Source organism: Nonomuraea sp. B1E8 (assembly GCF_039871515.1).
Taxonomy (GTDB): domain Bacteria; phylum Actinomycetota; class Actinomycetes; order Streptosporangiales; family Streptosporangiaceae; genus Nonomuraea.
The window spans coordinates 199,031-216,534 of record NZ_JBDPLS010000013.1 but is presented as its reverse complement, the minus strand read 5'-3'; the positions used below and the strand labels follow the sequence as shown (position 1 = coordinate 216,534).

At 73.6% G+C, this 17,504-nt stretch carries 14 protein-coding genes; 4 read left to right on the top strand and 10 right to left on the bottom strand.

The window, feature by feature from the left end:
* Positions 1-36: 36 nt before the first annotated feature.
* From ABGA98_RS35740 to ABGA98_RS35730, 3 genes are all read right to left on the bottom strand, one after another.
* Complete coding sequence (locus tag ABGA98_RS35740) at positions 37-1,998, bottom strand: TOMM precursor leader peptide-binding protein (protein ID WP_347622851.1); 1,962 nt, start codon at positions 1,996-1,998, stop codon at positions 37-39.
* Positions 1,991-4,099 carry a hypothetical protein gene (locus ABGA98_RS35735; RefSeq protein WP_347622850.1) on the bottom strand — a complete coding sequence of 703 codons (2,109 nt, stop codon included), beginning with the start codon at positions 4,097-4,099 and terminating at the stop codon, positions 1,991-1,993. Before ABGA98_RS35735 ends, ABGA98_RS35740 begins: the two co-directional genes overlap by 8 nt.
* Before the next feature lie 187 nt (positions 4,100-4,286).
* Positions 4,287-4,970, bottom strand: coding sequence for a TioE family transcriptional regulator (locus tag ABGA98_RS35730; protein WP_347622849.1), 684 nt, complete (start codon positions 4,968-4,970; stop codon positions 4,287-4,289).
* A 90-nt stretch (positions 4,971-5,060) separates the two neighbouring features.
* Between ABGA98_RS35730 and ABGA98_RS35725 the strand changes: the two genes are divergently transcribed.
* A complete protein-coding gene (locus ABGA98_RS35725) occupies positions 5,061-6,248 on the top strand; it encodes an erythromycin esterase family protein (protein WP_347622848.1) in 1,188 nt (395 codons plus the stop codon).
* Between the two features lie 66 nt (positions 6,249-6,314).
* On the opposite strand, the gene ABGA98_RS35720 is transcribed toward ABGA98_RS35725, so the two are convergent.
* A complete protein-coding gene (locus ABGA98_RS35720) occupies positions 6,315-7,337 on the bottom strand; it encodes an aldo/keto reductase (protein WP_347622847.1) in 1,023 nt (340 codons plus the stop codon).
* A gap of 157 nt (positions 7,338-7,494) precedes the next feature.
* Between ABGA98_RS35720 and ABGA98_RS35715 the strand changes: the two genes are divergently transcribed.
* Complete coding sequence (locus tag ABGA98_RS35715) at positions 7,495-8,355, top strand: helix-turn-helix transcriptional regulator (RefSeq protein ID WP_347622846.1); 861 nt, start codon at positions 7,495-7,497, stop codon at positions 8,353-8,355.
* Positions 8,356-8,565: 210 nt separating this feature from the next.
* On the top strand, positions 8,566-9,921 hold the full coding sequence (locus ABGA98_RS35710; protein WP_347622845.1) for an FAD-dependent oxidoreductase: 1,356 nt from the start codon (positions 8,566-8,568) through the stop codon (positions 9,919-9,921).
* Between the two features lie 35 nt (positions 9,922-9,956).
* Here ABGA98_RS35710 and ABGA98_RS35705 read toward each other — a convergent pair whose 3' ends face one another.
* Positions 9,957-11,417, bottom strand: coding sequence for a PLP-dependent aminotransferase family protein (locus ABGA98_RS35705; RefSeq protein ID WP_347622844.1), 1,461 nt, complete (start codon positions 11,415-11,417; stop codon positions 9,957-9,959).
* Between the two features lie 240 nt (positions 11,418-11,657).
* On the opposite strand from ABGA98_RS35705, the gene ABGA98_RS35700 reads away from it, so the two are divergent.
* Positions 11,658-12,029, top strand: coding sequence for an SgcJ/EcaC family oxidoreductase (locus ABGA98_RS35700; protein WP_347622843.1), 372 nt, complete (start codon positions 11,658-11,660; stop codon positions 12,027-12,029).
* 71 nt (positions 12,030-12,100) lie between these two features.
* On the opposite strand, the gene ABGA98_RS35695 is transcribed toward ABGA98_RS35700, so the two are convergent.
* From ABGA98_RS35695 to ABGA98_RS35675, 5 genes are all read right to left on the bottom strand, one after another.
* A complete protein-coding gene (locus ABGA98_RS35695) occupies positions 12,101-12,856 on the bottom strand; it encodes a GntR family transcriptional regulator (RefSeq protein ID WP_347622842.1) in 756 nt (251 codons plus the stop codon).
* 9 nt (positions 12,857-12,865) lie between these two features.
* The gene (gene trpA / locus ABGA98_RS35690) at positions 12,866-13,666 is read right to left on the bottom strand and encodes a tryptophan synthase subunit alpha (RefSeq protein ID WP_347622841.1); all 801 of its coding nucleotides are present in this window, start codon (positions 13,664-13,666) and stop codon (positions 12,866-12,868) included.
* Entirely contained in the window at positions 13,663-14,868 is a 1,206-nt protein-coding gene (gene trpB, locus ABGA98_RS35685) for a tryptophan synthase subunit beta (RefSeq protein ID WP_347622840.1), read from the bottom strand. Before trpB ends, trpA begins: the two co-directional genes overlap by 4 nt.
* Before the next feature lie 185 nt (positions 14,869-15,053).
* A complete protein-coding gene (locus tag ABGA98_RS35680; protein WP_347622839.1) occupies positions 15,054-16,364 on the bottom strand; it encodes a family 43 glycosylhydrolase in 1,311 nt (436 codons plus the stop codon).
* A 126-nt stretch (positions 16,365-16,490) separates the two neighbouring features.
* Positions 16,491-17,504 carry an NAD(P)/FAD-dependent oxidoreductase gene (locus tag ABGA98_RS35675; RefSeq protein ID WP_347622838.1) on the bottom strand — a complete coding sequence of 338 codons (1,014 nt, stop codon included), beginning with the start codon at positions 17,502-17,504 and terminating at the stop codon, positions 16,491-16,493.

Sequence of the window (17,504 nt, the reverse complement as noted above, 5' to 3'; positions counted from 1 at the left end):
ACGCGGTGTCCGCCTCGCTTCCTCCGTGGGGACCGGTCAGGGGAACGGATGGGGGTACGGGTTCAGCTCCGCGGGCCGCAGGTCGCGGTCCCGGTAGCCGAGGAGCCGCGGCAGGCTCAGCAGCCGCGGCAGGCCGTGCACGCGCCGGTAGCGGTGCCCGAAGGTCATGGACAGCGTCCCCGGCACGAAGACCTTCGCGGCGTGCAGGCCGCATGCCCGCGCCTCCGGCGAGGTGATGTCGACGGCGATCACGTCGAGCCCGCCCGCCAGGTAGCGCCCGGCCAGCTCGGCCAGGTCCGCGCAGAGGTCGTCGTGCCCGGGCCAGCCCACCCGGGCCGCCACCTCGGCCACGGTCAGCGAGGGCCCTCCGAGCGGCAGGAAGCCCAGCCGGCCGGACGCGTCCGGGTGGCCGTAGGCCAGCGGATGGTGCTCCAGCAGCCGCACCTCGTCGGAGTCGGCCGCCAGCCGCGCCGACGTCGCCGGGTCGTAGCGTTCGACATGGCCGGCCAGCATCGGGACGAGGTCCTCCAGCGCCCGGCGAAGCGCTCGTTCCGGGTCCAGGTGCGAGGCCGACCCGCACAGCGCACGCGGCCGGTCCGGCCGGCCCAGCGCGTCGACGGCCATCACCCAGAACACCGGCACCCGCTGCTCCAGCAGCGCCGCGAACGCGTGCACCTCGTAGCCCAGCCGGTCCCGTACCCGCTGGGCGAGCATCGGGATGCGGCGGTCGGCGGCCGAGCCGAGGTCGACCCGCGGGATGGGCATCCGGGCGTACCAGGTGGCCAGGGCCGCGTCCCGCTCCGCCACCTCCAGCAGGCCGTACAGGATCGCCTCCGCCGGGTGGCCGCCCAGGGCGCAGCCGTTGGAGCACTCGTAGGCGAAGCCGAGGTCGTCCGCCGGGCGAGGGCCGAAGAAGGCGTAGCTCTCCGGCACCAGCACCGGGGCGTCGCGGGCGAAGGAGTAGGCCCACACCCAGGTCGTGGGTCGCTCGGGGGCGAAGCGGGTGAACAGGAAACCGGGCTGGTCGTACCAGTCGTCGGGATAGAGGCCCAGCGTGCGCGGGTCGAGTGCGTGGTCGGCGATGTCCGCGTACGCGGCGCGTACGGCGGTCCGCCGGCTACGCGGGTGGATGCCCGCGATACGCTCCAACGCCTCGGCGACGGCGGTGGCCCGCGCGGAGGCGAAGTCGTCGCTGCGGCCGTAGCCGTGGTGACTCTCGTGCTCGGTGCGGGCCGGGCTGAGCCGCGCGACCGCCATCGGGCCGCCGCCGTGCTCCTCCTTGACCAGGGCCTGCACGATGCCGGTCTCCGCGTCGACGAACCGCTGCTCCAGTTCCGCCTCCCGGTCGCTGATCCCGCTGACCCGGAAGGTTCCCCGGTCCGGCTTGGGCGCCGGGCGCGGGACGTACCGTCCGGCGTGCGGACCGTCGTCCGGGCGCGCGCCGCAGTCCGGGCAGAGCGGGTCCGGCAGGAACGGATGGCGGCGCACCGCGGCCGTCGTCAGGTGCACCTTCAGCAGCGCGCCCACGGTCCGCGCGGAGCCGGGGTCGTGCCGCAGCCGGTGGACCTCGTCGGCGACCAGCGCGGCGACCGTACGTGAGACCAGTGGGGTGAGCAGTGCGCTGGGCCGCGAGTCGAGGTCGGCGGCCCACAGGGCGCGCAGCGCGTCACGTGCCACCGCGTCCGGCCGGTTGCCGGCGCGCCTGCGTCCCACACAGGTCGGGCAGCCGGGCCGGGACGGGCGGACCGACGGGCCCACCAGCACCCAGCCGGCCTCGACACGCACCGGCAGCCACGGCACGTCCCGCCCGGCCGCGCGTCGCGCCACCGCGGGGTACGGCCGCACGTCGTCGGCGTCGCTCGCGACGACGATCGCTCCGCCTTCCGGTCCGGCGGTGAGGGTTTCTCGGATGGCCGCGTGCAGGCGGCCATCGCCCAGGACGGTCACCAGGTCTGGGTCCGGGGCGGACGGGACCGTGGTGATGGTGGCCTCAGCCATCGAGCAGGACGACTCGGGTGACGAAGGGCAGGAGCCTGGCCGCCTCGGGATCGCCGTCGAGCGGCACCGCCACCGGCACCTTGCCCGCGCGGCGCAGCGCCCCGGCCATCGTCCGCACGGCCCGGAAGTGGTCGCCGTCCGGCGGCCAGAGGGGGCGGGCCTCGGCGTACGCGTGCTGCCGGGTGGTCCTGGACTGCCAGCGCAGCAGCAGCCGTTCCAGGCCGTCGCGCAGCGCGTCCGGGACGGTGGCGGCCACGGACACGAGCGCCTCCCGGCCAGGGACCGTCAGGGCGACGGCGGGTACCCCGAGGACGGCCGTGTGGTCGCGGATCCGCGGGGTCTCACCGGCCAGCGTGAGCTGGCGCAGCAACGCCTCGGCGACCGGGTCTCCCGAAGGTGTCAACTGTGCGACCTCCCCGGCGGAGGCGATCGTCCCAGCCGGGTCGGTGTGGTGATCAGGGGCGGCCGGCAGGCGGGTGGCCAGCAGGTGCTCGCAGTGGCCCCGCAGGCCGGCGGCCAGCGCCTCCGGCCAGCTCAAGCCGGCGCCGGTGCCGGCCGGCGGGTGCAGCGTGCCGGTGCCGGCGAGCCGGAGGTCCGCCCCGGGCACGCGGCGAGGCCGCCCGCCCGGCAGTTCCACACCCCACACCACGTCCTTCTCGCCGGGGTCGAGGGCCAGCAGGCCGTACATGGCGAGGGCGGCGAGCAGGCAGCGCAGCCGGGCCGCGCGCTGGTCCGGCCCCCAGCCGTACGCCTGCGGTTTGGGCGCCCAGCCGGGCAGCACGCCGAACGGATCGGAGACGACCGCCTGGCACACCGCCAGAGGGGACTGCGTGAGTGCCTGCTCGTCCAGCATGCCGAGCAGCCCCAGCCGGGAATCGACCAGTTCGGCGGTGCGGCCGATCAGTCCTTCCGCGTCGGCAGCGGATGCCGCCTTCTCCGCCGGGAAGCTCCCCGGTGGCTCGGCCTGCCCGGCGTTCGCTCGTGCGGCGGTCCCTGGTGCCTCGGCCTGTCCGGGGTCCATCCGTACGGTGGTCCCCGGCGCCTCGGCCTGCGCGGGGGCCGCCAGCGCCTCCGTCAGCCCTCTGATCGCTTCCGGGCCCGCGCCGGGACGGGCGCCCGACCGGGGATGGGGCAGGAACCGGTGCGGGACCGTGTCGAGAGTGCGCAGGTCCACCCTGGTGAGCAGGTGTTCCGAGCCCGTGTCGAGCCCGGTCGCGTGAGCGAAGCACGCGAGCGCCGTCATGGCGGCGACCACCGTGGGCACCGGGCCTGTCAGCAGGTCCTCCTCCGGCGAGACCGGAACCGCGGCGGGCAGCCCGGCCAGCCGGTGCCAGCCCGACTCCGCCGCCGTCACCGTGGGCCGTCCCACCCGGCTGAGCCAGACCTCAGCGGAGGCGACGAGGGCCTGCCCCAGCACGACCCCGGCCGCCTCGCAGGCGCGGGCCGTCGCCACCAGCTCGTCGAGGTCGGCACTCACCTGGAGCACGACGTCGGCGTCGCGGGCGATCGTCCGGACGGGCACGTCGGCGTCGCCGGGGGAGGAGAGCGTCCTGATCTCCTGGCCAGGGTCGCGGCGGGCGGCGTCCGCGGCCTGGCCGACCGCCTCGGGAGCGGGACAGATCACCGTGACCCGCCGCCACCCCGAGCCGACACACGCCCGCACCAGCGCCTCCAGCAGCGGACCCGCGCCGGTCAGCACGAGGCGGCTGCGCCGTATCCGCTCGAACCGCGACTCCGGCGAGTCGAGCGCGTAGCCGATGAAGGCGATCTCCTCGGCGTACGCACGCAGTTCGGCGCCGGTCAGCCCGTGCGGCCGCGCCTGCCGGGCGTCCACCACGAACCGTTGCTCGGCGAGCCGGCCCACCAGCCGCTCGACCATGGCCCGCCGGTCGCCGGCCAGGTGCGCCGTGAGCTCGGCCAGGGTGTGGCGGCCGGTCAGTGCGGGTGCCAGCCTGGCCAGCCAGGCGTACGCCTGCCGCCCTCGCAGTGTGCACGCACCGTAGTCGCTGTGCACGTAAGCACCGTCGGGGCATTCGACGAACCGTACGTCGTCGCGTAGCTGCGGTCTCATCGCCGGATCGGCGTTTGGGAGCGCTCCCATATTCGTGATGTTAGAAACGGAAACCGTTTATGTAAAGCCATAAAGCCTCTTTGATGTACATCTCAATCCAGATATAATCGCGAAATTCTCGATTTGCTCACGGAATGTCACTTGCCGGATGAGCCGCCGGAAGGACGTCCTCTGCGCCGTGAGCACTCCGGTGCGGTGAGCTGCTGGTGACCCGGCCTCAGGGTTCGCGGGCGCGGAGGTACGCGTCCAGGTCGGCGGCGCCCTTGAGCATGGCGCGGCCCCGGGCGGACAGGCGGGCCTGCCAGTCGCGCAGGGTCGACTCGAGCGGGGCGACGCCTCCGGCGGAGCGCACCTGAGCGATCAGCGGCGCGATCTGCTCCAGCAGGTAGCCGCCCCGCCGCAGCTGGTGGGCCAGCCGGACGTCCCGTACGTCGGCCGCGCCGTAGACCCGGTAGCCCGTCTGCGGATCGCGGCGCGGCCGGACCAGCCCGGCGTTCTCCCATTTGCGCAGGGTGGCAGGGCGGATGCCGAGCCTCCTGGCCAGCGGGCCGATGAACGTGTCGCCGCGCTCCTGCGGCACGGGCGCCAGATCGCGGAGCGCGGCCTCGACGGCCTGGAGGGTGCGCCGGTCGTCGAGGAGCTGGCCGTGGCTCTCGTCGATGAGCCGCAGCGCGTCCTCGGTGGCGTCCCGGTTGACCGCCCGCATGATCGACGTGGCCGTCTGGTGGCCGTGCGCGGGCACGAGGGCGAGGAAAGCGCGCAGGGCCTGGGCGTGCAGCGGCGTATAGGCGCGGTAGCCGTGGACGGTGCGTCCGGCGGCGGGCAGGATGCCGGCGTCCTCGTAGTTCCTGACCGCCTGCGTGGACAGGCCGTGCTCGCGCGCCAGGTCCACCGGCCTCATGGATGCACCACCGATTGAGAGTTCTTCGAGGAAAGGACGGGGACCTCGCGGAAAAGTCTCCACCGAATGTTCAACGATACCGTTAAATGTATGGATATCAAGGACATTGCCCGGCCGCTCGACGGCGCGGGCGTCTCGGCCCTCCTCCGGTCGCTGCCCGCCCAGCCCCTGCTGCTCGGCCTGGGCGAGGCCAGGCACTTCGTGGGGGAGCTGGGCGAGGTGCGCAACGAGATCTTCCGGCACCTGGTCGAGCACGAGGGCTACCGGTCGTTCGCCATCGAGAGCGACTGCCTCATGGGCCTCGTGGTCGACGAGTACGTCGCGATGGGCGCGGGCACGCTCGACGACGTCATGGAACGCGGCTTCAGCCACAACTTCGGCACGTTCGCGGCCAACCGCGAGCTCGTGCGCTGGATGCGGGCGTACAACGAGGAGCATGACGAAAAGCTCCGGTTCTACGGCTTCGACGGCCCCCTGGAGTACTGGGCGGCGAGCCCGCGCCAGGCGCTCACCTCCCTGTACGACCTCCTCGACGGCCCGCTGCCCTGCACCAGGGAAACCCTCGACGCGCTGCTGGGCCCGGACGAGCGGTGGGCGAACGAGGCCTCGGCCATGGATCCGTCCCAGTCGATCGGCCGGTCCGCCGACGCCCAGCGGCTGCGCCTGATCGCCGACGACCTGGTGGCGCTGCTCGACACGCAGGCGCCCCGGCTGGGCGCGGAGGACTGGGAGCGGGCGGCGCTGTACGGGCGCACCGCCACCGGCCTGCTCCGCTACCACCACTGGCTGGCCGACGCGTCCCCGGCACGGTGGACCCGGCTGTCGGCCCTGCGGGACGCGATGATGGCCGCCAACCTGAGCGCCGTCGCCGGGCGCGGCCCCGCACTGGTCTTCGCCAGCAACCTCCACCTGCAGCGGAACAAGAGCCTCATGCCGTTCGGCGACCAGGTGCTGGAGTGGTGGAGCGCGGGGGCGATCACCGCGAAGCACCTTGGCGACCGGTACGCCTTCCTCGCCTCGGCCTTCGGCGTGGTCGGCGACGACGCCCCGCACCCGGACACCGCCGAGGGCGTCCTGTCCACCCTCCCGTGGGATCAGGCTCTCATCGACGCCCGCCGCCTGGCCGGGGCCGTCACCGAGCCTGCCAAGCGCGTTTCCCGCGATTTCGCTTATTTCCCGCTCGACCAGGCCCAGCTCGACACGATCGACGGCATCGTCTTCGTCAAGCAGGCCGTCAACCTGGGCTGGCCAGGGCGCGCTCCTGCCGAGGAGGCCTGACGCGCACGCCCGCCGGTCGCCGAAGGCGCCTCCCCACCCCGGGAGCCGGTAGCGCGCCCGGGGATGTCAGGCGGCGGCGCGGTCGCTGACGGGCCGGCGGCGGAGAGCCGCCTGCTGGAGAGCCGGCGGCACGTGGACCTGGTCGAGCACGCCGACGTCGGTGCCCGGCGGGACGATCTCGTCGATCCGGTCGAGGATCTCGTCGGTGAGTGTCACGTCGACGCCGGCGAGAAGGTCGTCGAGGTGGCTCATCGTGCGCGGCCCGACGATCGCGCTGGTCACCCCGGGATGAGCGATCGCGAACGCCATGGCGAGGTGGGTCAGCGGCAGGCCCGCCTCCTCGGCGAGCGAGACGAACCGTTCGACGACGTCGAGCCGGCGCTCGTCGTTGAGGTGCCGGAAGAAGCCGGCGCGGCGGAGCTCGTTCGGCCGGCCCTTGCGGACGCGCCCCGTGAGCAGTCCCTGCCCGAGCGGCGCCCACACCAGCGTGCCCATCCCGTGGCGCTGGGCCACCGGCAGCACCTCGCGTTCGATGCCGCGGTCGAGCAGGGAGTACGGCGGCTGGTCGGTGTGGAAGCGCGCCAGAACGCGCCGCTCGGCGACCCACTGGGCTTCCACCATGTCGGACGCCGGCATCGAGGACGTGCCGATCGCGCGGACCTTCCCGCTGCGGATCAGGTCGGAGAGCGCGGAAAGCGTCTCCTCGATGTCGGTGGCGGGGTCGGGCCGGTGAATCTGGTAGAGGTCGATGTGGTCGGTCTGCAGGCGGCGCAGCGAGTTCTCGACCGCGGTCATGATCCAGCGCCGCGAGGCGCCCTGCTGGTTGGGGTCGTCACCCATCGGGCGGCTCACCTTGGTCGCGAGGACGACATCGTCCCGACGCCCCTTGAGCGCCTTGCCGACGACCTCTTCGGAGTCCCCGTAGACGTCGGCGGTGTCGATGAGGTTGATCCCCGCGTCCAGCGCCTTGTGGATGATGCGGGCCGAGTCGCCGGGGTCGGGGTTGCCGACGGACGTGGCGAACATCAAGGCGCCGAGCGCATAAGGGCTGACCCTGATCCCGGTCCGGCCGAGCGTGCGGTAGTGCATGGCGAGATATGCCCTTCTCCGAGAACGAACGTGCGGCATCCCTCCGGGGCGTGCCGGCTTCCAGCGTGCGGCGGCACGGGCGGCGGCGGGAGAGACGCCCTTATCCGGGGACGGGCCGTCCCTGGCTGTGCCCCGGCGTACCGGGCATGGTGGAGGGGTGGACAGAACCGAACTGGCCGACTTCCTGCGCCGCTGCCGTGCCCGTCTCGCCCCCGCCGACGTCGGGCTGTCGCAGGGCTCGCGGCGCCGCACCCCCGGACTGCGCCGCGAGGAAGTGGCGCAGCTGGCGGGCATGTCCACCGACCACTTCACGCGGCTCGAGCAGGCCAGGGGCTCGCGTCCGTCCCGCCAGATGCTCGCCGCCGTCGCCCGCGCGCTGCGGCTGACCGGCGACGAACGCGACCACCTCTTCCACCTGGCCGGCGAGGAGCCACCCCGCAACACCCGGCCGGCCACGGAGCACGTACGTCCCGGCCTGCTGCTCGTCCTCGACCGGCTGACCGACACTCCCGCCCAGGTGCTGAGCGACGCCGGCGACATCCTCGCCCAGAACGCGCTGGCCAAGGCGCTGCACGGCGACGCCTCCGCCCGCCCTGCGGCGGACCGCAACATCGCGTGGTGCTTCTTCACGGACCCGTCCGCGCGGGAGCTCTTCCCGGCCGAGGACCGTGAGCGTGCCGCCCGCACGGCGGTGGCGGACCTGCGTGCCACGCTCGCCCGCCGCCCGGACGACGCGCGGCTGGCCGGGCTCGTACGCCGGCTCCGCGCCCGCAGCGAGCAGTTCGCGGCACTGTGGGACACCCACCACGTCGCCGTGCGCCGCTCCGACGTCAAACGTTTCCTGCACCCGGTCGTCGGCCTGCTGGAACTGGACTGCGAGGTGCTGGCGAACCCGGAGCACGATCAGCGGCTGGTCATCTACTCCGCCCGTCCGGGCAGCAGCGCCTACGAGCGGCTGGAACTGCTGCGCGTGGTCGGCCTCCAGGACCTGACCCAGGGCCAGGCGACACGTAGGTGACGACCGGCATCCCGGACGGCGAGCCCGGTGGCGTGGCCGCCCACGCGCTCGACCCGGTGTCAGCGGACCGGCTCTGGGAGTACGGGACCGGCGCCCTCCGCACTGCCTGAGGGGCGGCCCGCGGTCACGGGTGGCCGGCTGAATTGGTCCTGAAATCACCTCAAGAATCGGCCCTTATCGCGTGTACCAATTCCTGCCAGGCTGTGGGGCATGACAACGACAGCGACCCGCTTCGACGGCCGGCTCCTCACGCCTGGCGACGCCGGCTACGACACCGCCCGTACCGTCTGGAACGCCATGGTCGACCGGCGTCCACGCGTGATCGTCCGCGCGGCCGGCGCGGCCGACGTGGTCGCCGCCGTGCGGCTGGCCCGGGAACGGGACCTGGAGATCGGCGTGCGCTGCGGCGGCCACAACGTCGCCGGCTTCGCCGTTCCCGACGGTGGCCTCATGATCGACCTGGCGCCGATGGGCGGCGTGCGGATCGACCCGGCCCGTCGCCGGGCCCGGGTTCAGGGCGGCGCGCTGCTCGGCGCGCTGGACCGGGCGGCCCAGGCGTACGGCCTGGCCACCACCGCCGGCAACGTCTCGCACACCGGCGTCGGCGGGCTCACGCTCGGCGGCGGCATGGGCTGGCTGGCCCGCCAGTACGGCCTGGCCTGCGACAACGTCGTCTCCTACACGATGGTCACCGCCGAGGGGGACGTGGTGACCGCGAGCCGCGAGCAGAACCCCGACCTGTTCTGGGGCCTGCGCGGCGGCGGCGGCAACTTCGGCATCGTCACCGAGTTCGAGTTCCGGCTGCATCGCACCGGCACGCGGACGCTGGTCGCCGAGTTCGACTTCCGCGCCGAGGACGCCGTCCCGGTCATCGAGGGCTGGCGTGACCTGAACGCCGTCGCGCCCCGGCAGGCGACGTTCACCGCCGGCGTCGGCAGCGGTCCCGCCGGCCCGATCGCCACGCTGGGGTTCGTGTGGGCCGGCGACCCGGACGAGGGCCGCCGGCTGCTGCCCGCGATACGGGCGCTCGGGCGTCCCGTCGCGTCGCGCGTCACCACGCCGTCGTACCTCGAACTCCAGCGACGTGACGACTCCACCGGCGGGCACGCCTACCGCCGCTACTCCAAGGGCCACTACGTGCGGCGATTCCCGACCGCGGCGATCGAGGCGTTCCTGCTGCGCGGCCGCACCGACCTGAGCGCGAGCCCGTACCTGCCGGGCGTCGGCCTGCAGGCGCACGGCGGCGCGATCGACGACGTCCCGGAAGCGGACGCGGCGTTCAGCCACCGCGGCACGATGTTCGAGTTCGGAGCCGGCTCCCGCTGGACCGACCCCGCCGAGGACGACGCCAGGATGGGCGCCGCCCGCGACGCCGGCGCCGCACTCGAACCGTACGCGAGCGGGGTGTACGTCAACTCGTTGACCGCCGACGAGATGGCCGACGGGCAGCGCGGCATCCGGCGGGCGTACTCGGCCGCGAAACTGGCCCGGCTGACCGCGGTGAAGACCGCGTACGACCCGGCCAACGTTTTCCACCTGAACCAGAACATCCGCCCGGCCCGCTGATGCGCAGGCCCCGGATGGGCCGCCGGCGCGGCGGGTCAGGCCCCGCGTACTTCCCGGATGGCCGCCGCCAGCAGCGCGACCCCCTCGGCGATGGCGCTCTCGCCGAGGATGGCGTAGCCGAAGATGAGGCCACCCGGTCCGCCGCCGGAGATCCGGTACGGGCCGACGCCGTGGATGCCGAGCCCGTGCCGGGCGGCGGCCGTCACCACCGCCGTCTCGTCGAGGCCGGGCGGGAGCCAGGCGACCACATGCTGCCCGGCGGCGACCCCGGCCGGCTCCAGATCGGGCAGGTGGGTGCGCAGGGCGTCCAGCAGCGCGTCACGGCGGCGGCGGTACACCGGACGCATCCGGCGCAGGTGGCGGTCGAACTCGCCGCGCGCCAGGAAGTCGGCGAACGTCAACTGGTCGATGACCGGCGAACCGCGGTCGGCGAGCACCTTCGCCGCGGTGACGTCGGCGACCAGCCGGGGAGGCACCACCAGCCAGCCGAGCCGCAGCCCCGGCGCGAGCGTCTTGCTGGCCGTGCCGCAGTAGGCGACATGATCGGGCGCCAGGCCCTGCATGGCGCCCACCGGCGACCGGTCGTAGCGGTATTCGGCGTCGTAGTCGTCCTCGACCACCATCGCGCCGCGCCGCTTCGCCCAGCGGATCACCGCGGCCCTCGCCGCGGCCGACAACACCCCTCCGGTGGGCCACTGGTGCGACGGCGTGAGCACGACCGCATCGGCGTCGGCCCGGTGGAGCGCATCGACCTGGACGCCGTCCGGACCCACCGGGATGCCGACCACGTCCAGGCCGGCAGCGCCGGCCAGCAGCCGGGCGTCGTCGTTGGACGACGGGTCCTCCAGGGCGATCCGCTTGGCGCCGTGCTGGACGAGCACCTGGATCAGCAGCCCGATGCCCTGCCCGTAGCCGTTGCAGATCACCACGTTGCCCGGGACGGCGGATGTGCCGCGCACCCGGTTGAGGTAGTCGCACAGGGCCTCGTGCAGTTCGGGCACGCCACGCCCGTCGAGGTAGGCGAACCGGTCGTTGGGCGCGGTGGTGAGCACGGTACGAACCGAGCGTAGCCAGGCGGCCCGCGGGAACTGCGACACGTCGGTGCGCCCGTACCCGAAGTCGACCCTGAAGTTCGCCCCGATGCCGGTCCCGGTCCCGGTGGCGGTACCGCGCGCGGCCGGCCGCGACGTCGACGCCGCGGCGCCCGCACCGGCGGTGGGCGGCATGGACGCGGCGACCTGGGTGTAGCCGCCCGGCCGGCTGGCGAGGTAGCCCTCGGCCACGAGTTGCTGGTAGGCCTCAACGACCACCCCGCGTGAAACCCCGAGGCCGGCCGCGAGGGCGCGGGTCGGCGGCAGCGACGCGCCCGCCCGCAGCCGGCCGGCCCGGACGCTCGCCCGGATGGACGCCTCGATCTGCCGGTGCAGCGGCACCCCGGCGTCGCGGTCGAGCTCGATCAGCAGGTCCTCGGCCGGCCCGGTCCTCGATCGCCCCACGGATTGCACCTTATCGGCGTGTGCCGGCTCCTACCAGGCGCTCTTGGTCTCGTGAGCCAGGTCGCCGCTCCGCTTCCGCTTGACCTTCACATGGATGTGACGCCTTACCGTCCCAACCATCGCTGATCACGAAAGTGGGGAGATGCCGATGCCGAGTGCCATCGCCGAGCACTTCTGGCGGCTGCACACGCAGCCACGACACCAGTGGGAGCGGGAAGCTCTGTACGCCGGCGGCTCGCGATGACCGGCTCCGTGGCCACACATGTGCTTACCGGGCTGCTTCACCGCTGGCAGCGGGCCTTCAACGAACACAAGCCGGCCGAGATCGCCTCGCTGTTCAGCCGGGACGCGCTCTTCCAGGGCATCAGTCCGCGGCTGCGACGCGGCCCGCAGGAAATCTCCGAATACTACGGCAGGGTCACCCGCGGCACGACGGCACAGGCCAAGGTGCTGTCCGCCGCCCGGTTGAGCCACGCGGTCGTGCATGGATTCGCGGAGGTGACCTTCACCGCACCCAACGGTGACATCCACCTGATCTGCCTGTCCATCGTGGCCGGACAAGCAGATGGCACCTGGCTCATCCACCAGTATCACGCCGCCACACGCAACTGACTCGAGGCCATCCCTTACAGGCCATGCCTCCCGGCGACGCGGTCGAGACCAGAAGTCCGCGCCGGTCCGGGCTAACTGGTGGCGCGCCAGGACAGGGACAGGCCGGTGGCGGCGCGTTCGGTGCGGATCTCCATCATGGTGCCCAGGATGGTGGCATGGTCGGACACCAGGGGAACGGCGTCGGGCGTGTAGGTGATCCGGGTGCTGACGAGCACAGGGCTGCCCTCGGGCTCGTGGAGGCGGCGGGCGGCGGCGGGGCCGAGCAGGTCCGGCCGGACCACCTCCGACGCCCGGGCGACCGCCACTCCCGCGTCGGCGAGGGCCGTGTAGAGGGAGACGGCGGTGAAGTCGCGGTCGCGGATCTGGTCGGCCACCGGCCGGCGGACCCAGGACACCTGGTGGACGGCGGGACGGCCGGCGAACTCGCGCACCCGCTCCAGCCGCAGGGCGCTGTCGCCGGGCCGCAGCCGCAGCTCCGCGGCGATCGGGGCCGGGGCCCGGCGCATCGCCCGCCCGGCCACCACGGTGCGCACGTCGTGGCCCTGCTCGCGCAGATCGTCGGCCAGGCTGCGGAGCGAGCCGAGCTGGTACGCCAGATGGGGTGGGGCCACGTACGTGCCCCTGCCGGGCCGCTGCACGATCAGCCTCTCGTCGCTGAGCTCCCGCAACGCCTGGCGCAGCGTCATGAGGGTCACCCCGTAGGAGGCGCTCAGCTCCCGCTGCGGCGGCAGGGCCTCGCCGGGGGCGTAGTGTCCCGACCGGATCTTCGCGGCGAGGTCGGCGGCGATGGCGCGGTATCTCGCCTCGTGCCCGGCGTCGGGGGTCATCGTGGTGCTTCACTCCTGGTCGAGGGCCCGCCGCAGGGTCGCGAGGAAGGCCAGCAGATCGTCCGGCCCCGCCCCGTCGAGCACCCGCCGCATGACCGCTGCGCCGACCACCACGCCGTCGGCGTGCCGGCCGGCCTCCCGCGCCTGGTCGGGCGTGGAAATGCCAAATCCTAGCAAGACCGGCCGGTCGGTGCCCCGCCTGATCCGCGCGGTGAGCTCCGCCGCCGAGGCGGCGAGTCCGGCCCGCTCGCCGGTGGTGCCCATCAGCGACACCGCGTAGACGAATCCGCGGCTGCGGCGCGAGATCTCCTCCAGCCTCGGCTCGGGCGTGGCCGGCGAGGCCAGCAGGACCAGCTCGATCCCGGCGGCGGCGGCCACCTCGGTCAGCTCGTCCGCCTCGTGCACCGGCAGGTCGGGCACGATCAGACCGCTGACGCCGGCCCGGCGCAGCGCGGCGCAGAACGCCTCGCCCCCGTCGTGCAGCACCAGGTTGTAGTAGGTGCTGGCGACCAGCGGCACGCCGAGGTCCGGGACTCCGGCCAGGTCGGCGAGGATCCGGCGCGTGCTCGCCCCCCTGGCCAGCGCCGCGTCGTTCGCCTGCTGGATGGTGACGCCGTCCAGCGTGGGGTCGGAGAAGGGCAGTCCGACCTCGATCGCGTCCGCGCCGGCGGCGGCGAACGCCCGCAGGTAGTCCGTCCAGCCGGGGGTGATCCCCCCGGTGACGTACGGCATGAGCAGGCCGCGGCCGGCGTCCCGGCGGGCACGCAGGTGGTGTTCGACCGTGCCCGCGGCGAGGGTGGGGTTCGTCATACCAGCTCCTTCAGCGTGGAGATGTCCTTGTCGCCCCGGCCGGACAACGTCATCAGCACCGTCGATCCGGCGGGCAGCTCGCCGCCGCCCGCGGCCCGGATCACCCAGGCCAGGGCGTGCGCCGATTCGAGTGCCGGGACGATGCCCTCGGTGCGCGCCAGGCGCACGGCCGCGCCGGCGGCCTCGTCGTCGGTCACCGTGACGTACCGGGCCCGGCCGAGATCACGGAGGTGGGCGTGCTCAGGGCCGACCCCCGGGTAGTCGAGCCCGGCGGCGATGGAGTGCGCCGGGGCGATCTGCCCGTCGTCGTCCTGCAGGAACAGCGAGCGGCAGCCGTGCAGGACGCCGGGCCGGCCGCGGGCCGCTCCCGCGCCGCCCTCCGCCTCGACACCGACCAGGCGCGCCGGGGTGTCGGCGAATCCGGCGAACGTGCCGGCCGCGTTGGAGCCGCCGCCCACGCACGCGACCACGAGATCCGGCGCCCCGGTCCGCAGCTCGGCGGCGCACTGCCCGCGGGCCTCCTCGCCGATGACCCGCTGGAACTCCCTGACCATCCACGGGTACGGGTCCGGCCCGATGACCGAGCCGACGCAGTAGTGGGAGTCGCCGGTGACGCCCACCCAGTGCCGCATGGCCTCGCTGGTCGCGTCCTTGAGGGTGCGGCTGCCCGTGGTCACCGGGACCACCTCGGCGCCCAGCATGCGCATCCGGAAGACGTTCAGTGCCTGCCGCTCGATGTCGCGCTCGCCCATGAACACCGTGGCCTCCAGCCCGAGCAGCGCGGCGGCGGTCGCGGTGGCCACACCGTGCTGGCCGGCCCCCGTCTCGGCGATCAGCCTGCGCCGTCCCATCCGCGCGGCGAGCAGGGCCTGGCCCAGCACGTTGTTGATCTTGTGTGATCCGGTGTGGGTGAGGTCCTCGCGCTTGAGGTACAGCTGCACGCCCAGCTCCCGCGACAGCCGCCGGGCCGGTGTGAGCGGGGTCGGGCGTCCGGCGTTCAGGGCGAGCAGTTCCGCCAGGTCGCCGCGGAACCCGGGGTCCGCCCACGCCTCCCGGAACGCCTCCTCCACCTGGCGGCAGGCCTCCACCAGCGACTCCGGGGCGTACCGCCCGCCGAACTCGCCGAACCGGCCCCGCTCCTGCGGCTCGCCCATCGTCCCCATCGATGGGACGGGCTCCCGCCCTGACGACACGTGTCGCATCCTGCACTCACCTCGTTCTATACCTCTGTGGAGAGTTCTATAACAGTGAGCATGGCACGGATGGCGCGGGGCGGACAAGGGGCGGCTTGACGTCAACCAAAGTTGAGGTTCTGGCCTCCCAGCGGCGGCGCTGACACGGGCCCACGTCCCGGTGACGCCGCCGCGGAGCGGCGGAAACCGGATCGTCAGCCGTGGTCGCGGCGGCGGACGTACAGGCGGCGGCCCTGCGGGCCGGTCCATTCCAGCCGGACGACGCCGGGTACGGCGGCCTCATCGCGGCGCGAAGGATCGGCCCAGTAGCCGAAGCGCGGGTTGCGGAAGAACGTCGCCCAGAGCCGGCCGTCGTGGTCCTTGAAGATGTTGTTGTGGCCGGCCCCGACGCCCATGGTCCACCGTTCGGAATACGGCCCCTCGAAGCGGTCGGAGACGGCGACGACCGCGTCGTAGTGGTACTGCACGCGGCCCTCGCCGGGCGGGTCGTAGGCGTAGCGGGTGCTGCCGTCGGGGTTGGCCGAGCTGCGGTTCCAGGCGGCGTGCAGGAGGTAGTACCTGCCGCCGTGCTTGAACACGTACGCGCCTTCGAGGTACGGCTCGGGCGTGTAGGGCGTCTGCCGGAAGGCCGGGAGGCCGGTCACCGGGACGATGTCCTCCATGTCGTCCCTGAACTTGGCGTACAGGTGGTTGTGCAGCACCAGCCACGCGTCGCGGCCCTCGGTGTAGAGGCTGCCGTCGATGTGGTGGTACGCGCCGGGCTCGATGAAGCCGGGCCCGCCGATGAAGGAGTCGCCGAAGGGCTTGTCGTGGTTGCCCTCCACGAGCCGGTACGGCCCTTCGACCCCGCCCTCGCTCACGAGCATGAACGAGCCGACCTTCCTGGAGTGGTCGCCCATGCACGCCACGATGTACCACGTGCCGCGGAAGTGGTGCACCTCCGGGGCCCAGGCCGCGGCCCGCTTGCCGAACTGCTCGTCGTGCCAGTACTCCTGCCACGGGGCGACCACCACCCGTCCTGGCTTGTTCTCGCCGGCGAACTCGGGAGACCAGACCTTGCCCTTCTCGGCGCCGGGCCGGATGCGCGTGGTGTCCGCCAGCTTCCACGGCCCCTGCAGGGACGAGGACACCCAGACGAAGATGCCGTCGTTCCACGGGGCCGGCCCGGCCTGGCCGGCCGCCCGGGTGGTGCCCGTGGCGACGTATACCGGGCGGCCGTCGACCACGAAGCAGTTCACGTAGGTGTCCCGCATCCAGACCCGGCCCAGCTCCTCGTCCCTGGGACGCAGCTCCAGCGGGAGGATGAAGGAGTTGTCCGCGCGCGGCCACAGGTCCAGGCGGGTGTCGGCGAGGCCGTAGGGCTCGGGATCGGGCCAGTTGGAGGGGTGTCTCCGCATGGAGGCGGCCTCCGCGCCCGCGGGCAGCGCCGCCGCCCCCACCACTCCTGCGGCCCCGGCCAGCACGAATCTCCGGTTCACCCGCGGCTCGTTTCCGGCATCAGTCATCGGTCACGTCCTCTCGCGTCGGCCACTGCCCAGTGGCCGGCATGCCGAGAGTCTGCCGAAGTCCATGGATTTACGTCAATAAGTCGGAAGAAATCGCTGTGTTCGGCATGAGGAGCGCGTACGGAGTCAGGCGAGCATCCTCACGATGCCCGTGAACAGGCCGGGCAGGCGGCGGGCGGCGGGCACCACCAGCCGGGCCGTGCCGGGGCGGCGAGCGGCCTGCACCAGCGCGCCCGTCAACAGCCGGTGCGTGCGGGAAAGCCGCAGCCACGCGCCGTCGTAGTCCTCGGGCCGGTCCTCGGCCAGGCACCTGACCAGCACTTCTGCCGAGCGAACGGCCAGCGAGACGCCCTCGCCGGTGAGCGCGTCCACGTAGCCGGCGGCGTCCCCGACCAGCAGGACGCGTCCGGCGCGGCGGGCGCGCACCGCCTGGCGCAGCGGGCCCGCGCCACGCACCACGGTGACGGCCGGGCCGCGCAGGCGGCGGCTCAGGCCGGGGAAGTCGCGCAGGTGCTCGTCGTAGCCGCGCCGCACCGAGCTGAGGATCGCGACGCCGATCAGGTCGCCGGCGACGGGCGTGACGTAGGCTTCGCCGGCGCGCGACCAGTGGACCTCGACGAAGTCGGTCCACGGCTCGATCCTGTAGTGCCTGCGCTGGCCGTACCTGCGGGGTCCGCGCGGGGGCAGGCCGAGGCCGAGGGAGCGGCGTAGCGGGGAGTGCAGCCCGTCGGCGGCCACCAGCCAGCGGGCCCGCAGCCCGGCGGCCCGCACGCCGTCCCGGTCCTGCTCGACGCGGGTGATCTTGCCGGTGACCGTCCTGACGCCCAGCTCGGCGGCCCGTCGCGCGAGCGCCGAGTGCAGGTGCGTACGGCGCACGCCCAGGCCGGGAGCGGCGGCGAAGGCGGCCCGCACCTCCCGCCGGCCGTCGAGGTAGTGGATGCCGCGGAACTCGTGTCCCTCGACCTCGACGCCCATCGCCGCCAGCGCCGCCACCCCGCCCGGCATGACGCCCTCGCCGCACGCCTTGTCCACGGGCCCGGCCCGCGGCTCGACGACGACCGCCTCCATCCCGGCCAGCGCCGCGTGCACGGCCGTCGCCAGCCCTGCCGGGCCGCCGCCCGCGACGAGCACGTCGATCAC

Bases quoted from the DNA above. Each gene is read 5' to 3' on its own strand.
- ABGA98_RS35735 (WP_347622850.1), bottom strand. From the start codon at position 4,099: ATGGGAGCGCTCCCAAACGCCGATCCGGCGATGAGACCGCAGCTACGC.
- ABGA98_RS35730 (WP_347622849.1), bottom strand. From the start codon at position 4,970: ATGAGGCCGGTGGACCTGGCGCGCGAGCACGGCCTGTCCACGCAGGCG.
- ABGA98_RS35740 (WP_347622851.1), bottom strand. From the start codon at position 1,998: ATGGCTGAGGCCACCATCACCACGGTCCCGTCCGCCCCGGACCCAGAC.
- ABGA98_RS35720 (WP_347622847.1), bottom strand. From the start codon at position 7,337: ATGCACTACCGCACGCTCGGCCGGACCGGGATCAGGGTCAGCCCTTAT.
- trpA (WP_347622841.1), bottom strand. From the start codon at position 13,666: ATGACGAACCCCACCCTCGCCGCGGGCACGGTCGAACACCACCTGCGT.
- trpB (WP_347622840.1), bottom strand. From the start codon at position 14,868: ATGCGACACGTGTCGTCAGGGCGGGAGCCCGTCCCATCGATGGGGACG.
- ABGA98_RS35710 (WP_347622845.1), top strand. From the start codon at position 8,566: ATGACAACGACAGCGACCCGCTTCGACGGCCGGCTCCTCACGCCTGGC.
- ABGA98_RS35700 (WP_347622843.1), top strand. From the start codon at position 11,658: ATGACCGGCTCCGTGGCCACACATGTGCTTACCGGGCTGCTTCACCGC.
- ABGA98_RS35725 (WP_347622848.1), top strand. From the start codon at position 5,061: ATGGATATCAAGGACATTGCCCGGCCGCTCGACGGCGCGGGCGTCTCG.
- ABGA98_RS35680 (WP_347622839.1), bottom strand. From the start codon at position 16,364: ATGACTGATGCCGGAAACGAGCCGCGGGTGAACCGGAGATTCGTGCTG.
- ABGA98_RS35695 (WP_347622842.1), bottom strand. From the start codon at position 12,856: ATGACCCCCGACGCCGGGCACGAGGCGAGATACCGCGCCATCGCCGCC.